Below are 17,383 nucleotides of genomic sequence, written 5' to 3'. Positions count from 1 at the left end.
GTGCGGGCCCGGTGAGACGTGTCCGTGTGCCGTGTCCGATGGCCGGTCGGCGCAGCCGGCGACGACCGCGCCCAAACCCGGCCGGGCGCCTGTTGGCCGGGTCGACCAGCAGACGGAGGGAGCCGAGGGGAGGCCCATGAAAGCCGTGATCCAAACCACCGACCCCACCGTGATCGCCTTCGCCAGTGCCGTCCTGCACGAAGCCGGCGTGCCTGCGGAAGTGTTCGATGGCCATATGAGCATCACCGAAGGCTCGATCGGCATTTTTCCGCGCCGCCTGATGGTCGCCGACGACCGCTACGGCTATGCGCGTCGCCTGCTCACCGATGCCGGCCTGGAGGGCGAGTTGCGTGACCCCTGAGGCCATCGTTCCGCCCTTGACGCCCGCCGCGCACGGCCCCGCCCGCCCCGACGAAACCGTCGACGACCTGCTCGGCGGAGCCCTGCGGCTGATCCAACCGGCGCGCGGCTATCGCATGGCTGTCGACACCGTGCTGTTGGCCGCTGCGGTACCGGCGCGGGCGGGCGCCCAGACCGTCGAGCTTGGCACCGGCACCGGCGCGGCCGCCCTGGCGGTGGCGTGGCGTACCGGGGCGCGCGTCGACGGGCTTGAGGTGCAGGCGCCCTTAGCCGCCCTCGCCCGGCGCAACGCGGCGCTTAACGGTCTCGATGGCCGGGTACGCATCGCCGAAGGCTCGTTGGACCGACCCTTTCGCGACACGCTGCCGCACCTGGTGCCGGGGCGGGTCGACCATGTGTTCGCCAACCCGCCCTATGCCGCGCCCGGTGAAGGCCCGGCCTCGCCGATCCCCGGCAAGACCGCCGCCCACGCCCACGAGACCCTCGATCTCGGCCACTGGGTCGACGCCGGCCACCGGTTGCTGCGCACCAAGGGCACGCTGACCGTCATCCACCGCGCCGACCGCCTGGCCGCCCTGGTGGCGCTGTTGCACCCGCGCTTCGGCGACACGACGGTGCTGCCGCTGTGGCCGCGCGCGGGGCAAAGCGCCAAACGCGTCCTGGTCCAGGCGCGCAAGGGCACGCGCGGCGGCAGCCGGCTGCTGCCGGGGCTGTGCCTGCACGGAGCCCAGACCCGCTACACGCCCGAGGCCGAAGCGGTGCTGCGGCGCGGTGCTGCGCTCGACCTGGCCGATGGCGGCGCGATCCGGGAGACACCGACCCCATGACCTTGACCCGTCTGTGGCGAAAGTTCTGGCACGGCCTGCGCGTCCGCCATTTCGGCACGCCTGCGCCTTTGGTTGCGGTGCTGAGGCTGACCGGCCCGATCGGTCAAACCGGGCGGGGCACCGGCGCCATTACCTTCGACGCCCTGGCCCGTCCGCTGGAACGGCTGTTCGACCATCCCGGCGTCACCGCCGTGGCGCTGGCGATCAATTCGCCCGGCGGCGCGCCGGTGCAGTCGGCGCTGATCCTGCGCCACATCCGCGACCTGGCGACCGAACACCAGATACCGGTGATCGCCTTTTGCGAGGATGTGGCGGCGTCGGGCGGCTATATGCTGGCCCTCGCCGGCGACGAGATCATCGTCCACGAGGCATCTCTGGTCGGCTCCATCGGCGTGATCTCGGGCGGTTTCGGCTTCGCACAGGCCCTGGACCGGCTGGGCATCGAACGCCGGGTCTATACGGCCGGCGAAAACAAGGTGCGGCTCGATCCGTTCCAACCCGAAAAGCCCGGGGACCGCACCTGGATCGCCGGGCTTCAGGACGAAATCCATACCATTTTCAAGGATATCGTGCGCGAACGGCGCGGCGACAAGCTGACCGGCGACCCGGCCGACCTGTTCTCGGGCGATGTCTGGACCGGCCGCCGTGCGGTGGCGTTGGGGTTGGCCGACGGCGTCGGCGCCATGATGCCGACGCTGAAACAGCGCTACGGCCCCAAGGTGCGCGTGCGGCCGGTGCGCTGGCGCAAGACCGGGTTGTTGTCGGCGCTGACCGGCGAAGCGAGCCTGCGCACCGGCCGCCACGCCGCCGCGGCCCTCGCCGCCCTGGAAGAGCGCCTGATGTGGCAGCGCTGGGGACTGTGACCGCGTCGTTGGCTGCCCGCCGGCCGCGGTGGCGCCAGCACGCACCGCCCGGACGGCCGGCGTCGCAGGCCCCGCGCGCGAGCGCCCCCCCTGGCCTGTCGGCGATCGAGTGGATCGAACGGAGGCCAAGAGAGCCCGACCGCCGTGGATCGTACAGCCGTCATGTCGGGCGCAGCGACGCTGTCCAATCGCCGCCGACCCCGGGCACGAGGCCCCGACGGGCTTCTTTCCCCCGCCGGTATCCACGGCTTGCCGCGCCGCATGACAGCGGCGCGGCCTGACGGCCGGTATGGGGATGGGGCGCAAGCGGGGTCGGTCAGTCCTCGGCAAACTCCAGGATCACCTCGTCGACGGCCAGGCTGTCGCCGGGCTTGGCCTTGACCGCCTTGACGGTGGCCGTGCGCTCGGCGCGCAGGACGTTTTCCATCTTCATCGCCTCGACCACCGCGAGCGTCTGGCCCGCCTCCACCGTGTCGCCCTCGGCCACCGGGATCTGCACCACCAGGCCCGGCATCGGACACAGCAGGAAGCGCTGGTTGTCCAGGTCGGCGACCATCGGCACATGGACCATCAGATCGGCCACATGGGGGTCCTGGACCACCAGCTCACGGTCGATCCCGCGTGCGATCAGGCGATAGCCCTTGCGCGTGCGGGTCACGTCGAAGGCCGCCGGGCGGTCGTCGATGCGGCAGTCGAAGATCGGCCGACCGGGCAGCCAGTCGGTGGCGATCTCGGCCTTGTCGCGGCCGATGCTGACCATGGCACCGGAATCGCTCGGCAGGATGCGGCCCTCGACCGCCTCGTCGTCGAGCCAGACCTGGAAGCGCCGTTCGGTCACCGGCTTGCCCCGGTTGACCCGGCCGTCGATGCTCAACAGCCGGTCCTCGTGGAGGGCGTGGATGAACAACGCCACGGCGCGGAACTCGAACGCTCGTTCCGGGGTCAGCGGCGCGCCCTCGAAGCCGTCGGGATACTCCTCGGCGATGAAGTTGGTGGTCAGCGCGCCGTCGCGGAACCGCGGATGTTCCATCACCGCGGCCAGAAACGGGATGTTATGGGTGATGCCGCGGATATGATAGCGGCTGAGGGCGGCGACCATGGCGTCGATGGCGGCGGCACGGCCGGGGCCGTGGGTGACCAGCTTGGCGATCATCGGGTCGTAGTAGAGCGAGATTTCCGAGCCTTCGCCGACGCCGGTGTCGAGGCGCACCTGCTCGCCCTCTTCGGGCGGGCGATAGCCCTTCAACCGGCCGATCGACGGCAGGAAGTTGCGATAGGGGTCCTCGGCATAGACCCGCGCTTCCATGGCCCAACCGTCGAGCGTCACGTCATCCTGGGTCAGCGACAGTTTTTCGCCCGCAGCGACCCGGATCATCTGTTCGACCAAGTCGATGCCGGTGATCATCTCGGTGACCGGGTGTTCCACCTGCAGCCGGGTGTTCATCTCCAGGAAGTAGAAATTGCGGTCCTTGTCGGCGATGAATTCGACCGTACCGGCGGAGCGATAGTCGACCGCCCGCGCCAGCGCCACCGCCTGCTCGCCCATCGCCTTGCGGGTCGCGGCATCGATGAACGGCGACGGCGCCTCCTCGATCACCTTCTGGTGGCGACGCTGGATCGAGCATTCGCGCTCGCCCAGATAGAGCACGGTGCCGTGGCCGTCGGCGAGCACCTGGATCTCGATATGGCGCGGCTGTTCGACGAATTTCTCGATGAAGATGCGCTCGTCGCCGAAGCTCGACTTGGCTTCCGAGCGCGCGGCGCGGAAATTGTCGGCCACCTCCTGCTCGGTATGGGCGATGCGCATGCCCTTGCCGCCGCCGCCGGCCGACGCCTTGATCATCACCGGATAGCCGATCTCGCCGGCGATGCGGATCGCCTCGTCGGCATCGGCGATCTCGCCGATATAGCCGGGCACGGTGGACACGCCGGCTTCCTTGGCCAGTTGCTTCGAGCGGATCTTGTCGCCCATGGCGTCGATCGCCCGGGTGCCCGGGCCGATGAACACCAGCCCCGCGGCCTCGACCGCCTCGACGAAACCGGCATTCTCCGACAGGAAACCGAAGCCCGGGTGGATCGCCTCGGCGCCGGTGTCCTTGGCCGCCTGGATGATCAGATCGCCCTTGAGGTAGCTCTCCGCCGCCGGCGGCGGGCCGAGAAACACCGCCTCGTCGGCCATCTCCACGTGCAGCGAATCCCGGTCAGCGTCGGAATACACGGCCACGGTGGCGATATCGAGCCGCCGGCACGTCTTGATGACGCGGCAGGCGATTTCCCCACGATTGGCGATCAAAATCTTCTTGAACATCCCGGCGGGCCCTCAATTGTTGTGTGAACATGCCTGCGTTGTGTGAATACGCCTGCATCGGCCGACCGCGCGGGCGGCCGGACCGGGCGGCTCAATGCAGCATGGTTCGGGGCCGAGCGCAACGGGGTGCACCGCAAAAACAACCCGTACGCGCACCCGACCGACCGTTCGGGCGATACCCGGTGAAAGGGTCTCAGGGCGCGCCGACATGCAGAATGACGGTCGATCAGGCAGCCGGTGCACGCCAAGGAGCCGAGGACTGAGCCTTCACGTCGACGCCAGCCCCCATGGTTCCGCTTTCACCCGGCCGGGGGCTTCCTATATGCTGTCGAGCCAACAATGCGGATGAGGAGCAGACGGATGAAGCGGCTGAGGGCGATGGCGATCATGGCGGCTTGCGGGCTGGCGTTGGGCGCGGCGCCCGGCGGCTCGGCGCAGGAAACCGGCGAGCCCGACCCGCTGCCCGAACTGCCCGAAAGCGGCGAGCGGCCGCAAACGCCCGAGCGCGACGGCAATCCCCTCGAAGTGACGGTCACGCCGCTGGACATGGACGTGCCCGACCCGGACGAGTTTCTGGCCCGCGAGACGATCATGCCCGACGGCACGGTAATCACGCTCGGCGAATGGATCCGCGCGCATTATTTCACCGGCTGGACCGACCATCCGGCCTCCGACCTGGAACTGGCGGTGCAGACCGGCGCCAGCGTGCGCATGTTGACCGGCGGCCGGTTCGCCTTCCTGCTCGACCACAATCGCGACGGCTCGTTCACCGAGACCGAGCGCATGGCCCAGTTGGGCACGCGCTTCGTCAACCTGTCGCTGGCCGACGTCTACGCCACCTTCGGCCGGCTGCCAGGCGGCGAGCAGATGGGGGCGGCCATGGCGCCCTATAGCGGCGATCTGGGCCGGCCGGTGGCGCTCGGCGACGATGGCGGCGCGGCGATCGACAATTATCTGCTGATGCGTCGCAGCCAGCCGGTCACCGTCGACAGCGGCCTGGGCCAGCTCTACCTGCCCAGTATCGGCGGCTATAATCCGATCTTCGGCCTCGGCTGGGCCGCCGGGCTGATCGGCGACGCCCTGCCGGGCCGGGCGGATGACAGCGCCGCCGATGGCGCGACCGACGGCGCCACCGGCGGCGACGGTGCGTCGGGCGGCCGCGGCACCCCCTGAGCGCCGGCGCAGGCCATGATCACCGCGCGGGTCACCGACCGGCGGCTCGACACCGGTGCCGAGTTGGCAGCACTTGACGCGGGCGACGGGCAAAGCGGCGCGCTGGTCAGTTTCACCGGCCAGGTGCGCGCCGACGACGGGCTGACCGCGCTGACCCTGGAACACTATCCCGGCATGACCGAACGCGCGCTGACCGCCATCGCCGAACGCACCGCCGCGCGCTTCGCCCTCACCGCCCTGAGCGTGGCCCACCGGGTCGGGCGCATGGCGGTGGGCGAGACCATCGTGGTGGTGGTCGCCGCCGCCGGCCATCGCCGGGCCGCCTTCGACGGCGCGGCCTATGTGATGGACCGGCTCAAGACCGACGCGCCGTTCTGGAAATGCGAGGAAGGCCCATGGGGGCGGCGCTGGGTCGAGCCGCGCCCCGGCGACGACCGCGCCGCCGCGCGCTGGGCCGATCGCGGCTGAAGGCGCGGCCCAGGGCCGACCAGGGCGCCCCTAACGGGCAACCGGCCAACGCCCGAGCCGCCGCCAACGCCGCTTGGATGGCGCCGCTTGCTGTCGCCATGATGATCGGGGAGGCCATTGGGCCGGACACGGACACGGCGGGGGCGGCGACCTTGGGCCGCCGCCCCCCATGCGCTTACGCCTGGCCGCGCAGGGCGCCCCACAGTTCGCCGAGCTTGGGCGGTTTGCCGGTGCGCAGGGCGCCGGCGCGGAACACCCGGCCCGACAGCCACAGTGTCGCGGCGATGCCGACCAGTTGCAGCACCGCCGTGGCCACCAGGTCGAACCAGCCCGGATCGGCGTTGATCCGGGCCATCATCATGATCGGGCTGGTATAGGGGATGTAGCTCAACACCCGCGCGGCGACGCCGTTGGGCTCGTTGGCCACGGTCCAGATCAGGATCGGCAGCAGGATCAGAAAGTATTGCAGCGGCAGCGACAGGGACTGCACGTCCTTGCTGGTCTCGCACAGGCCGCCGATGGCGATGAACAGGCCGGCGAACAGGAAATAGCCGACGATGAAATAGAACAACAACGCCAGCAAGATCGGCGAGCCGAACAGGACACTGAGCAGATCCTGGGCGAACGAGGCGAAGCCGCCGTCGCTGGCCAGGAAAAACACACCCATCAGCGTGCCCACATTGAACATCACCCCCAACAGCGCCACCATCGATGCGCCGAGCAACTTGCCGGTCATCATCTCCTGCGCGGTGATCGACGACATCAACACCTCGATGATGCGGTTGGACTTTTCTTCCATGGTGTTGGTCATCAAGATGACCAGATTGCCCAACAGGAAGAAACACAGCGCAATCGACAACACCCGCGGCATATTCTTTTCCAACACGTCGCGGCTGGTCACCGAGGCGCCGTCGGCCTTGCTGGTCAGCCGGGTGTCGAACGGCGTCACCAGCCCCGCAAGGCGCCGGGCCAGTTCGGGCGACGCCTCGGCGGCCAGGGCCTGCCGGCGCAACACCCGCGCCAACGCTCCCTCGACTGCGTCGCTGACCGCCTCGTCGGGTGCCGCGTCGGTCCACAATTGAGCGGTCCGGCTGCCGTCGCCGAGCCCGAGCGCCACCGGCTCGCCCGCCGGCACCAGGCCGACCCCGGCCGGCAGCACCAAAACACCATAGAGCGTGCGCCCCTCGCCCGCCTGGTCCGCCCCGGCGCTTCCGGCAGCCCCGGCAGCCCCGGCAGCCGGCGGCAAGGGCCGCTCGCCGCTCAGATAGGCCCGCACCAACTCGGCACCCGTGCCGGCACGCAATGCCGCCGCCAAATCCGCCGGCGGGTCGACCAGCGAGAACGGCTGCGGGTCGAAGGTGGGCGGTGGGGCGTCGGCGCGCAGCAGCGGTCGGGCACGGTCGAGGGCCGCCTCGACCCCGCCCTGGGCCAGAAAGGCGTCCACATCGGGGTCGGTGATGTCGCCCGACCGGCGCAGGAATTCGAGCGGCACCCGCGCCGGGTCCAGGCCGCCCTGGGCGTCGCGCAGGTCCGGCTTGGCGAAGCCGCGCACATGGGCATAAAGCGTCGCCATGCGATCCCGGGCGAACCGGCGCTCGATCTGTTCGCGCAGAGGCTGCGCCAGATTGCCGCTCAGGTCGACAATGGCCACCGGCCGGTCGGGGGTGAAGCTGCGTTGCAGAAAGCTTGGCACGAACAGGCCGATGGCGAACATCACCGGGGTGATCACCAGGCCGATCCAATAGGTGCGCGAGCGCACGGTTTCGATGACTTCGTGGCGGGCGACGAGCGCGATCCGTCTCATGCTGCGGTCCTCGCTTGGCGGGCGTCCTCGCCGACCAGATCGACGAACACGTCGTGCAGGGTCGGCTCGATCACGGTGAAACCGGACAGGTCGACGCCACTGTCCAGGCATTGCTTGAGGATCTGCTGCACCGACTGCTGCGCCGCCAGCCGGGTCTCATAGGTGGCGTGGCCATCGGCCTCGGCGACCTTCTCCAGCCCCGGCAACGCCGGCAGCGCCGAGGCCGTGCTGTCGGTGGTCAGCCGCAGCCGACGCGGCAAGCGCGCCCGCGCCTCGTCCACCGTGCCCAGAAAGCGCGTCTCGCCGCGGCCGATCATGATCACCCGGTCGCACAGGCGCTCGGCGTGCTGCATCACATGGGTGGAGAAGATCACCGTGCGGCCGGCGTCGCGCAGCGCGCAGATCAACTCTTCGAGCACCTGCTGGTTGACCGGGTCGAGGCCCGAAAAGGGCTCGTCGAGGATCACCACCTCGGGGTCGTGGGCGACGCAGGACAGCACCTGCACCTTCTGCGCCATGCCCTTGGAGAAGGTCTTGATCGGCTTGTCAGCGACGGCGCTCAGACCGTAGCGCTCCAGCAACTCGCGCGCGCGCTCCTTGGCGTGGGCGGCCTTCATGCCCTTGAGCCGAGCGAAATAGGTGATCGCGTTGACCGGCGTCATCGCCTTGTAGAGCCCGCGTTCCTCGGGCAGATAGCCGATCCGGTCGCCGACGCTGAGCGCCGATTCGGCGCCCAAAACCTGACGCCGCCCCCGGTCGGGTTGCAGAATATCCAAAAGGATGCGGATCACGGTGGTCTTGCCGGCGCCATTGGGGCCCAGAAAGCCGAAAATCTCGCCCGGCTTGACCGCCATCGACACGCCGTTGACCGCCTTGAAGCGGCCATAGCGCTTCTCGATCCCCTCCAGTTCGACCAAATGATCGGTCACGCACGCCCCCCTTGTGATGATGGCTTGGTTCTTGATCGGCACTGTAGAAACCCCGGTCCAGGCAATGCAAGGTGGCGTTGGGGTCGGCTGCGGGGTATAGGGCCTATCATGCTGGTGCTATTTCACAACATCATCTCTCCGAGTGCGCGGGCTGTGCGGCTGTTCCTGGCCGAAAAGGGGGTCGAGGCGGACCTGCGCGAGGAGCCCGACTGGGAAGGCCGGATCGAGTTTCGCCGCCTGAGCCCCGAGGGCGAGGTGCCGCTGCTGCTGGTCGACGGCGGCCATACCATCGCCGGCTTCCTGCCGATCTGCGAATATCTGGAGGAATTGCACCCCGAGCCGCCGATGCTCGGGCGCGACCTTTTGGCGCGGGCCGAGGTGCGCCGCCTGGCGCTGTGGTACGGCCACCGCTTCTGGGAAGAGGTCGGCCGCTATCTGATCACCGAAAAGATCATCAAGCGGCTTTACCGGCGCGAGACCCCCGACACCGAAGCCATCCGCGCCGGTCTGCAAAACCTGCGCACCCATCTGGACTATCTGGATTATCTGGCGACCCGGCGGCACTATCTGACCGGCACCTATTTTACCCTCGCCGACGCCATCGCCGCCGCTCAGGTATCGGTGCTGGACTATCTGGGCCATGTCGCCTGGGACGACCATCCCGGCGCGCGCGAATGGTACATGCTGGTCAAGTCGCGCAAGTCCATGCGCCACCTGCTCGGCGAGCGGATCGCCGGCATCCGGCCGCCGAAATACTACGACCAGCCCGACTTTTGAGACGCATGACACCCAGGGGCCGCCGATGACGCCCGCACCCGCCGCCAGCTCAGCCCCCATCCCGCCGGTCACCGCCGACGCGGTGCGGGCTGAGGCGCGGGCGCTCGGCTTCGACGCCGTGGGCCTGGCGCGCCCCGACGCGGTGCCCGCCTTGCTGGCCCATGCCGGCACGGCCCTCGACCGGTTTCTGGCCCAGGGCCACCATGGCGGCATGGCCTGGATGGCCGAGCGCGCCGACCAGCGCCGTCACCCGCAGGCGCTGTGGCCCGAGATGCGCACCGCGGTGATGGTCGGGCTCAACTACGGCCCCGCCGTCGACCCGATGATCCTGCGCGACCACCCGACCAAGGGGGCGGTGTCGGTCTATGCCCGCGGCAAGGATTATCACGACGTGCTCAAGAAGCGGCTGAAGCGCCTGGCGCGCTGGCTGCACGAGCGCTCGGGCCAGCCGGTCAAGGTGTTCGTCGACACCGCGCCGGTGATGGAAAAACCGCTGGCCGAGGCGGCGGGGATCGGCTGGCGCGGCAAGCACACCAATCTGGTCAGTCGGGATCTGGGCAACTGGCTGTTCCTGGGCGCGCTGTTCACGCCGCTGGCCCTCGACGCCGACGCACCCGAGCGCGACCATTGCGGTTCGTGTCGGCGCTGTCTCGACGCCTGCCCGACGAACGCGTTTGTCGCTCCCTATCAACTGGATGCCCGGCGCTGCATCAGCTATCTGGCCATCGAGCACAAGGGCCCGATCCCGCACGCCCTGCGCCCTGCCCTCGGCAACCGCATCTATGGCTGCGACGACTGCCTGGCGGTGTGCCCGTGGAACAAGTTCGCCGAATGCGCGACCGAGGCGCAGTTCTTCGCCCGCGCCGAATTGGGCGCCCCCGACCTGGCCGACCTGGCGTTGCTCGACGACGCCGACTTTCGCGCGCTGTTCTCGGGCTCGCCGATCAAGCGCACCGGGCGCGCCCGGTTCGTGCGCAACGTGCTGATCGCCATCGCCAATAGCGGCGACGCGGGGCTTATGGGGCTGGTCGAAGGGCTGCTCGACGACGCCGAACCGGCGGTGCGCGGCGCGGCGGTCTGGGCGGTTGCCCAGTTGGCGCCCGCCGACCGGGTGCGGGCGCTCAAGGCCCGCCGGGCGGACCGCGAAACCGACCCGGACGTGATCGCGGAGTGGGCACACCTGCCCGACTGAGCGGGGGCGCGCACGCACGCAAGAGCCGCCGCCCGGTCCGGCCACGGCACGCCGCAATCGACGCAATCAAGGCCGACGGGATCAAGGCCGGCAGGATCAAGCGACGGCGCGGTCAATCGGCGGCGGCGCGGTTCGGCCCCCAGGCGCCGTCGGGACCGTCGGCGGCCAGTTGGCGCACCGCCGCGACCACCGGTTCCAAGTCGGCCACCCCCTGGCGGCGAATGAAGCGCAACCAGCGCAGCACCGGCACATGCGCCGGCCATTCGCCGCGTTCGCCGAAGAACCACCAGGGCATGCCGCCCAACAGCCAGGTGGGCCGGCCGAGGCAGATCGACATCATCGCCGGGGCCATGGGGGGCGACATCACCATATCCAGATTTTCCATGATCGCCAGATTGGCGTCGAGATCGTCCTTGAGGTCCACATCGTCGAGCGCGATCACCGGCTGGCGCGCGACCCGGCGCAGATGCGCCAACTCGCCCTCGGCCAGCGAATACTGCAAGACCACGAACTCGACCCCGGGCACCGCCAGGATCGGCGCCAGATCGTCGGGGTCCAGATAGCCGTGCTTGCGGTCCACGTCGACGGTGCCGCTGCGCCATGCGATGCCGATGCGCACCGGTTCGCGCCGGGGGCCCATGCGCGCGGCCATCTCCGCCGTGCGCTCGGGGTCGGCCTTGATATAACCGCACGGCCACTGGCCGACGGCGGCACGGTCGGGCCAGAAGGCGCGCCCCAAATCGCCGATCGGCAGCGCATGGTCGAGCGCCAGCGTCCCCGCCTGCACGCCGGCCTCCACATAGGGAAACGACCGGTCACGCACCCGGTTGACCACCGTATCGCGAAACCCGGTGACCGTGGCGTCGGGGAAGCTGCGCTGGAAGATCGGGATCAGCCGCCGGTCGCAGCCGATGGTCAGGTGGCGCGCCCGGGCATAAAGCGCGGGGTATGTGAGCCCGAACAGCAATTCGTCGCCCAACCCCTGTTCGGCCATGGCGAATACCGCCTTGCCGGTCAGGTCCTCGCCGTCCCAGCCGGGCAGGATCGGGTTGTAGCGCAACGCCTTGCGCGGGCCCAAGGACAGGTCCAACCGATAGCGATAGTGGCTCCAGCCGCGCGCCAAGTGTCCCGCCTGCAACAGGAACAGCGCGTAATTCATGTTGAGTTGCGCATCCTCGGGCGACCGGGCGAGCGCTTGGGTATAGAGTTGGTCGGCGAATTCCGGGTCGCGCACGGCGTACATGCGCGCCAGATTGTCCATCGCCGCCACATTGTTGGCGTCGGTCTGATGGGCCAGTTCGCTGTAGCGCCGGCCCTTGGCGGTGTCGCCCAGAAGCCGGCCATAGACGTGGCTCATATCGCTGAACAGCCGCGAATGCAGCGCGCCATTGGCCATCGCCCGCTTGAACACGGCGATCGCCGCGTTGGCGTTTTCCTGGCGATAGAAGATGTGGATCAGCCCGGAATAGGCGATTACCTGCTGGCGGTTTTCGGTCAAGGCGCGCTCGAAGAACCGCCGCGCGATATCAAGCGCGTCGCGCTCGAACGCCTTGATGCCCACTTGCGCCAACAGATCGGCATCGACGGTGCCGTGCTGCTGGAACACACCGAGCGAGTCCAGAAACGTCGCCACCGGGGTGCTCGGGCCCAGGCTGTCGAGAAACGCCTGAAACGCGCGCTTGCTGCCCGGCTCGGCGCGCCAGGCGGACAGGGCGGCATGCGGGTCTTTGGTGGCGCTCATGGGGCGGATGCGGTCATGGTGCGGTCATAGTGCGCATGGGAAAGGCTCATGGGTCTGTGCGCGACGGCGGGGTGGTGACGGCACGGCCCGGCCGGCGCTCTTCCGTCATACGCCGACGCCGCCGACCGGTCCAGTGCCGCGCTCACACGAAGGTGGCGTCCACATCGAGGCCATAGACGGTGCGGCCATAGGTTTCGTAGGTGGCGTGGCCGACCATAATGTGCTGGGTCGCCACATGGGCGTCGCGGAACCGACGCTGGATCGGGAACGACAGAAACGCCGACGCGCCGCCGGCCAAGTCATGGGCCATCGCGGTCACCTCGGCGGCGGTGCGGGTGGCGTGGGTGGCAGCGAGGCGCAGCCGGGCCCGGGTCTCGATGCTCAGCGCCTGGCCCGCCGACGCCCGGTCCCAGGCGTCGGCCAGGGTCGCCGCCCAAAAGGCGCGCGCCGACGACAACAGCGCCTCGGCGCGCGCGGTCTCGCCCTGCACATGGGGCGTGGCGCCCAGGGCCTTGCGCTCGAACTGGCGGGTCTTGGCGGTGCCGAACGCCGCCAACTCGTCGAGCGCGCCGCGCGCATTGCCAAGCGCCGTCGCCGCGATGCCCTGGGCGAGCATGGCGAACACCGGAAAACGATAGAGCGGCCCATCGGCCACCGGCCGGTCGGAGAAGAACGACGCGCTGTGGCCCCCCGGCACCTCGGCGTCGACGATCTCCATATCGCCGCTGCCGGTGCCGGCGAGGCCGGCGGCGTGCCAGGTGTCGTGCAGGGTCACCGCCCGACGCGGCACCAGCACCATCAGCACGTCGGGCGCGCCATTGGGCAGCGTGCGCACCGCCCCGTCCTCGACCACCCGGCAACCGGCCATGAGCCAGGCGCAGTTGGCGCTGCCGCTCGCCCACTGCCAGCGCCCCGAAACCCGGTAGCCGCCAGCGACCGGCCGTGCCTCGCCCTTGGGCGCGAACACGCCGCCGGTGATGGCGTCGTCGGCGGCGAAGATCTGCGCCGCGCGGTCGGTGGGCAGATAGGCCGACACCAGGCCGGTGGTGGCGGCGATCATCTGACACCAGGCGACCGAGGCGTCGGCCCGCGCCAGCGCCTCGGTGGCGGCGAAGGCTTGCGGCGGGTCCATCTCCAGCCCGCCCGCAGCAGCGGGCACGAACAGCCGCATCAGCCCGGCCCGCGCCAGTTCGCCCGCCAGGTCGGCGGGCAGCCGCCGCTCGGTCTCGATCGCCTCGGCGCGGGCGCGGATCGCGGGCTGCAACGCCTCGGCCGCCGCCTGCGGGTCGCGCCGGGTCACGTCGATCGCCAGGGCCATGGCTCGCCTCCCTTATTTTTGACATCATGCCAGAAACGCGGCGATCCGCCAATCGCCCCGGCCGGCCGGCCCGCAACCGGAGGCCAGACGAGCGGCAAACCGGCGCAATCCCACGCCCGCCATGCCAGAGGCTCTTTTCGCCGACCGCCGGGCGGGCTAAACACGGGTCATGTCTTACGCTTCCTTGCGCGATTTCATCGACGACCTGGAACGCACCGGTGACCTGGTGCGCGTCCGCGAGCCGGTCTCCACCGAGTTGGAGATGACCGAGATCCAGACCCGCGTGATCGCCGAGGGCGGTCCGGCGATCCTGTTCGAGCATGTGCTCAACGAGCGCGGCGAACGCTCGGAGATGCCGGTGCTGGTCAACCTCTACGGCACGGTCGAACGGGTCGCCCGCGCCATCGAACGCACGCCCGACCAACTGCGCGAGGTGGGCGAGACGCTGGCGTTCCTGCGCCAGCCCGAACCGCCGGGCGGCGTCAGGGACGCGCTGGAGATGCTGCCGCTGGCGCGCAAGGTCTTGGCCATGAAGCCGGGCAAGGCGCGCCGCGCACCGGTGCAGGAGGTGGTGTGGACGGGCGACCGGGTCGACCTGACCCGGCTGCCGATCCAGACCTGCTGGCCCGGCGAGCCCGCGCCCCTGATCACCTGGCCGCTGGTGGTCACCAAGGGGCCGTCGGGTGCCAAGGAAGACGCCTATAATCTGGGCATCTACCGGATGCAGCGCCTGGGCCCCGACCGCTGCATCATGCGCTGGCTCAAGCATCGCGGCGGCGCGCAACAATTCCGCCGCTGGAAGCAGGAACGGCGCGAACCGCTACCGGTGGCCGCCGTACTCGGCGCCGACCCCGGCACCACCCTCGCCGCCGTGACGCCGGTGCCCGATACCTTGAGCGAGTATCAGTTCGCCGGCCTGCTGCGCGGGCAGAAGGTCGATCTGGTCGATTGTAAGACCGTGCCGCTCAAGGTGCCGGCAAGCGCCGAGATCGTGCTCGAAGGCCATGTGCTGCTGGACGAACAGGCGCCCGAAGGCCCCTATGGCGACCATACGGGCTATTACAACTCGGTCGACACCTTCCCCGTCTTCCAGGTCTCGGCGATCACCATGCGCCGCGACCCGATTTACCTGTCGACCTATACCGGCCGGCCGCCGGACGAGCCGAGCGTGCTGGGCGAAGCGCTCAACGAAGTGTTCATCCCGCTGATCCAGCAGCAATTCCCCGAGATCGTCGACTTCTGGCTGCCGCCCGAGGGGTGCAGCTACCGGATCGCCGTGGTGTCCATGAAGAAGGCTTATGCCGGCCACGCCAAGCGGGTGATGATGGGCGTGTGGTCGTATCTGCGCCAGTTCATGTACACCAAGTTCGTGATCGTGGTGGATGCCGACATCAACGCCCGCGACTGGAAAGACGTGATGTGGGCGATCTCGACCCGCATGGACCCGGTGCGCGACATCACCACGGTGGAAAACACGCCGATCGACTATCTGGACTTCGCCTCGCCGGTCTCGGGCCTTGGCGGCAAGTTGGGGCTCGACGCCACCAACAAGATGCCCGGCGAGACCGAGCGCGAATGGGGCGAAGCGATCCGCATGGACCCGGCGGTGGTCGACAAGGTCAGCGCCATGTGGGACCGGCTCGGCCTGCCGGGCTCGGGCAAGGACATCTGGGGCTAGCGCCGCCTTGCCGGGCGGCCGGGTGATGCCGCGCGAGACACGCCCATGCCATCGTGATAACCTCTCGCCTTTTAGTGGCTGATCCAAGCTGGCGAGAGGACAGGCATGGAAGACGGCAATGGCGGCGTCGACGCGCGCGATCTGGGCCCCCGTGTGTCGCACCTGGAAACCCGGATGACCGACGTGGAAACCACCCTGCGGCGCATCGAGCCGGTGCTCAACAATCTCGACGGCTTCGTGCGCGCCAGCCTACCCAATTTGGCCACGCGCACCGAGTTGCACGACCTGCGCAACGAGATTCACAGCGACATGGAAAACTTGCGTAGCGAGGTCCGCGCCGACATGCAGAACCTGCGCGGCGAACTGCATACGGATATCCAGGGCTTGCGCGGCGATTTGGCCACCATGGCGGCCAAGCTCGACGCCACCTTGCCCCACCTGGCGACCCAGGCCGAGGTGATGAAACGCCCGGTGCGTGCCGAGATGCTCGGCTATATGAGCGTCATCCTGGTGGTGCTCGGCCTGTTGATCCGCTTTCCCTAGCCGCTCAACCCGGCGCCGCCGCCGGCTTTTCCAGCACTAGCACATCCTGAAAGTACAGCCCGCCCTCGGCCTTCCAGGTGCCGGCATGGGCCGCCGCCAGCCTCAGCCCGGCCGCCGCCGCGATACGGTCGAGCGCCCGGTCGGTCAGCGCCACGGCGTCTTCGGGCACCCGCACCCAGGCCGGGCACAGCCAGTCGTCGGCGCCATAGGCCGGCCGGTCGAACACCCAGCGCCCCAGGCGCGCCGGCGCCGCCGCGCGGTAGGTGTCGTCGAGCACGAAGGCGGTGATCAGCGCCCGCCCGCCGGGGCGCAGCACGCGCGCCACCTCGCCCAGATAAAAACCCGCATCGGCCTCGGCGAAGTGGGTCCACACCGACAGCGCGGTGACCAGATCCTGGCTGGCGTCATCCACGGGCCAGGGCGGACGCGCCGGCGCGCCGGCGGTGTCATAGGCGGGGTTGGCCGCGGACAGGTGGATGAACCGATGACTGTGCTCGGCAAACCGGCGCCGCGCGGCGGCGATATCGGCGGCCTGCACGTCCAGCCCGGTATAGCGCCCGCCGGTCCCCACATAGGGGCTGGCGGCGATGCCCAAAAGCCCGGTGCCGCAGCCCACGTCCAAAATATGATGGCCGGCCCCGCCGCCGAGCGCCTGGTGGATCAGCCCCTGGAACAACCCGGCCACATGGGCCCATTCGCCATAGGCGTGCTTGCCGCCACGCCGGTCGCCGGCGCCGGGGATACGGCGCAGCGCCGGCGTGCGGACCACATAGTGGCGGTCGAGCGCCCGGTAGACCGGGTCGAGCGTGCGATAGAGAGCGGCGGCCCCGAGACGGGCGACCGAACGGAAGACTGCAAGCATCGGCGGGCCGTTCTTTCCTGGTCAAGTCAGGTCGGCCCCGTCCCACAGACACATTCGGGCGCACCCGAGTTTCCTGGTCGGGGCCAGGGTGGGCCGTTCCTAGCACCCGCTTGCCGCCGCGTCACCCGTCCCGGCCGTTGCGGCGGTCGCCGATCTGCGGCCCGGGCTCCGGGCCCGCCTCCGGGTCAGCCGGCAAAGCGGTTCATATCGGCCGCCATGGTGGTATCGAGCGCGGTCACCCCGCCCGCATCGTGGGTCGCCAACGTCACGTCCACCTTGTTGTAGACATTGAACCATTCAGGGTGGTGGTCGAGCGTCTCGGCGCGCAAGGCGGCCCGGGTCATGAACGCGAAGGCTTGGCTGAAGTCCTTGAACTTGAACGTCTTGGCGATAGCGGCCCGGCCCTCCAATTGGGCCCAGCCGTCGAGCCCGGCCAGCGCCTCGTCCAGTGCGGCGCCGTCCAGCACAGTCTTGCGGTCGATATCGGTCTTGCCCATGGGCGTCCTGCTCCTTGGTCTCAATCGATTGACGGGACGGGTC

General features: G+C 69.4%; 16 protein-coding genes. 9 read left to right on the top strand and 7 right to left on the bottom strand.

Annotated elements, in window-relative coordinates:
• Window positions 1-136: 136 nt before the first annotated feature.
• The 3 genes from EV659_RS13450 to EV659_RS13440 are packed head-to-tail and all read left to right on the top strand — an operon-like array spanning window position 137 to window position 2,050.
• Entirely contained in the window at window positions 137-361 is a 225-nt protein-coding gene (locus tag EV659_RS13450) for a putative signal transducing protein (protein WP_132709409.1), read from the top strand.
• On the top strand, window positions 351-1,187 hold the full coding sequence (locus tag EV659_RS13445) for a tRNA1(Val) (adenine(37)-N6)-methyltransferase (RefSeq protein WP_200287675.1): 837 nt from the start codon (window positions 351-353) through the stop codon (window positions 1,185-1,187). Before EV659_RS13450 ends, EV659_RS13445 begins: the two co-directional genes overlap by 11 nt.
• The gene (locus EV659_RS13440; protein WP_132709407.1) at window positions 1,184-2,050 is read left to right on the top strand and encodes a S49 family peptidase; all 867 of its coding nucleotides are present in this window, start codon (window positions 1,184-1,186) and stop codon (window positions 2,048-2,050) included. Before EV659_RS13445 ends, EV659_RS13440 begins: the two co-directional genes overlap by 4 nt.
• Window positions 2,051-2,366: 316 nt before the next feature.
• Here the strand turns inward: EV659_RS13440 and EV659_RS13435 are convergent, their stop codons facing one another.
• Window positions 2,367-4,358 (bottom strand): acetyl-CoA carboxylase biotin carboxylase subunit, encoded by a 1,992-nt coding sequence (locus EV659_RS13435; RefSeq protein ID WP_132709406.1) that lies wholly within the window; start codon window positions 4,356-4,358, stop codon window positions 2,367-2,369.
• Between the two features lie 360 nt (window positions 4,359-4,718).
• On the opposite strand from EV659_RS13435, the gene EV659_RS13430 reads away from it, so the two are divergent.
• Both EV659_RS13430 and EV659_RS13425 read left to right on the top strand, forming a co-directional pair.
• Complete coding sequence (locus tag EV659_RS13430) at window positions 4,719-5,531, top strand: hypothetical protein (RefSeq protein WP_132709405.1); 813 nt, start codon at window positions 4,719-4,721, stop codon at window positions 5,529-5,531.
• 15 nt (window positions 5,532-5,546) lie between these two features.
• Window positions 5,547-5,999: a molybdenum cofactor biosynthesis protein MoaE gene (locus EV659_RS13425; protein ID WP_132709404.1), complete on the top strand. Its 453-nt coding sequence runs from the start codon at window positions 5,547-5,549 to the stop codon at window positions 5,997-5,999.
• A gap of 175 nt (window positions 6,000-6,174) precedes the next feature.
• Here the strand turns inward: EV659_RS13425 and EV659_RS13420 are convergent, their stop codons facing one another.
• Entirely contained in the window at window positions 6,175-7,803 is a 1,629-nt protein-coding gene (locus EV659_RS13420; protein ID WP_165878910.1) for an ABC transporter permease, read from the bottom strand.
• The gene (locus tag EV659_RS13415; protein ID WP_200287673.1) at window positions 7,800-8,732 is read right to left on the bottom strand and encodes an ABC transporter ATP-binding protein; all 933 of its coding nucleotides are present in this window, start codon (window positions 8,730-8,732) and stop codon (window positions 7,800-7,802) included. Before EV659_RS13415 ends, EV659_RS13420 begins: the two co-directional genes overlap by 4 nt.
• 108 nt (window positions 8,733-8,840) lie before the next feature.
• On the opposite strand from EV659_RS13415, the gene EV659_RS13410 reads away from it, so the two are divergent.
• Both EV659_RS13410 and queG read left to right on the top strand, forming a co-directional pair.
• Window positions 8,841-9,509, top strand: coding sequence for a glutathione S-transferase family protein (locus EV659_RS13410; protein WP_132709402.1), 669 nt, complete (start codon window positions 8,841-8,843; stop codon window positions 9,507-9,509).
• A 25-nt stretch (window positions 9,510-9,534) separates the two neighbouring features.
• Entirely contained in the window at window positions 9,535-10,701 is a 1,167-nt protein-coding gene (gene queG / locus EV659_RS13405; RefSeq protein WP_132709401.1) for a tRNA epoxyqueuosine(34) reductase QueG, read from the top strand.
• 112 nt (window positions 10,702-10,813) lie between these two features.
• Here queG and EV659_RS13400 read toward each other — a convergent pair whose 3' ends face one another.
• Both EV659_RS13400 and EV659_RS13395 read right to left on the bottom strand, forming a co-directional pair.
• The gene (locus tag EV659_RS13400) at window positions 10,814-12,442 is read right to left on the bottom strand and encodes a tetratricopeptide repeat protein (protein ID WP_132709400.1); all 1,629 of its coding nucleotides are present in this window, start codon (window positions 12,440-12,442) and stop codon (window positions 10,814-10,816) included.
• Window positions 12,443-12,584: 142 nt separating this feature from the next.
• A complete protein-coding gene (locus tag EV659_RS13395; protein WP_132709399.1) occupies window positions 12,585-13,760 on the bottom strand; it encodes an acyl-CoA dehydrogenase family protein in 1,176 nt (391 codons plus the stop codon).
• Window positions 13,761-13,929: 169 nt separating this feature from the next.
• Here EV659_RS13395 and EV659_RS13390 point away from each other — a divergent pair, with 169 nt between their 5' ends.
• Both EV659_RS13390 and EV659_RS13385 read left to right on the top strand, forming a co-directional pair.
• Complete coding sequence (locus EV659_RS13390; protein ID WP_132709398.1) at window positions 13,930-15,438, top strand: UbiD family decarboxylase; 1,509 nt, start codon at window positions 13,930-13,932, stop codon at window positions 15,436-15,438.
• A gap of 105 nt (window positions 15,439-15,543) precedes the next feature.
• Complete coding sequence (locus EV659_RS13385; protein WP_132709397.1) at window positions 15,544-15,981, top strand: DUF1640 domain-containing protein; 438 nt, start codon at window positions 15,544-15,546, stop codon at window positions 15,979-15,981.
• Between the two features lie 4 nt (window positions 15,982-15,985).
• Here the strand turns inward: EV659_RS13385 and EV659_RS13380 are convergent, their stop codons facing one another.
• Both EV659_RS13380 and EV659_RS13375 read right to left on the bottom strand, forming a co-directional pair.
• Entirely contained in the window at window positions 15,986-16,843 is an 858-nt protein-coding gene (locus EV659_RS13380) for a class I SAM-dependent methyltransferase (RefSeq protein WP_132709396.1), read from the bottom strand.
• 185 nt (window positions 16,844-17,028) lie between these two features.
• Window positions 17,029-17,340, bottom strand: coding sequence for a 4a-hydroxytetrahydrobiopterin dehydratase (locus EV659_RS13375; RefSeq protein ID WP_132709395.1), 312 nt, complete (start codon window positions 17,338-17,340; stop codon window positions 17,029-17,031).
• Window positions 17,341-17,383: the final 43 nt, after the last annotated feature.

This window comes from Rhodothalassium salexigens DSM 2132 (genome assembly GCF_004341375.1).
GTDB lineage: Bacteria > Pseudomonadota > Alphaproteobacteria > Sphingomonadales > Rhodothalassiaceae > Rhodothalassium > Rhodothalassium salexigens.
Note: the sequence above shows the minus strand (reverse complement) of the source record. Positions and strands in the feature narration are given on the sequence as shown.

What these genes read in the sequence shown, in the direction of transcription:
- EV659_RS13385 (WP_132709397.1), top strand. Translation starts at nt 15,544, where the DNA reads ATGGAAGACGGCAATGGCGGCGTCGACGCGCGCGATCTGGGCCCCCGT.
- queG (WP_132709401.1), top strand. Translation starts at nt 9,535, where the DNA reads ATGACGCCCGCACCCGCCGCCAGCTCAGCCCCCATCCCGCCGGTCACC.
- EV659_RS13440 (WP_132709407.1), top strand. Translation starts at nt 1,184, where the DNA reads ATGACCTTGACCCGTCTGTGGCGAAAGTTCTGGCACGGCCTGCGCGTC.
- EV659_RS13380 (WP_132709396.1), bottom strand. Translation starts at nt 16,843, where the DNA reads ATGCTTGCAGTCTTCCGTTCGGTCGCCCGTCTCGGGGCCGCCGCTCTC.
- EV659_RS13430 (WP_132709405.1), top strand. Translation starts at nt 4,719, where the DNA reads ATGAAGCGGCTGAGGGCGATGGCGATCATGGCGGCTTGCGGGCTGGCG.
- EV659_RS13435 (WP_132709406.1), bottom strand. Translation starts at nt 4,358, where the DNA reads ATGTTCAAGAAGATTTTGATCGCCAATCGTGGGGAAATCGCCTGCCGC.
- EV659_RS13395 (WP_132709399.1), bottom strand. Translation starts at nt 13,760, where the DNA reads ATGGCCCTGGCGATCGACGTGACCCGGCGCGACCCGCAGGCGGCGGCC.
- EV659_RS13425 (WP_132709404.1), top strand. Translation starts at nt 5,547, where the DNA reads ATGATCACCGCGCGGGTCACCGACCGGCGGCTCGACACCGGTGCCGAG.
- EV659_RS13375 (WP_132709395.1), bottom strand. Translation starts at nt 17,340, where the DNA reads ATGGGCAAGACCGATATCGACCGCAAGACTGTGCTGGACGGCGCCGCA.
- EV659_RS13390 (WP_132709398.1), top strand. Translation starts at nt 13,930, where the DNA reads ATGTCTTACGCTTCCTTGCGCGATTTCATCGACGACCTGGAACGCACC.
- EV659_RS13450 (WP_132709409.1), top strand. Translation starts at nt 137, where the DNA reads ATGAAAGCCGTGATCCAAACCACCGACCCCACCGTGATCGCCTTCGCC.
- EV659_RS13400 (WP_132709400.1), bottom strand. Translation starts at nt 12,442, where the DNA reads ATGAGCGCCACCAAAGACCCGCATGCCGCCCTGTCCGCCTGGCGCGCC.
- EV659_RS13410 (WP_132709402.1), top strand. Translation starts at nt 8,841, where the DNA reads ATGCTGGTGCTATTTCACAACATCATCTCTCCGAGTGCGCGGGCTGTG.
- EV659_RS13420 (WP_165878910.1), bottom strand. Translation starts at nt 7,803, where the DNA reads ATGAGACGGATCGCGCTCGTCGCCCGCCACGAAGTCATCGAAACCGTG.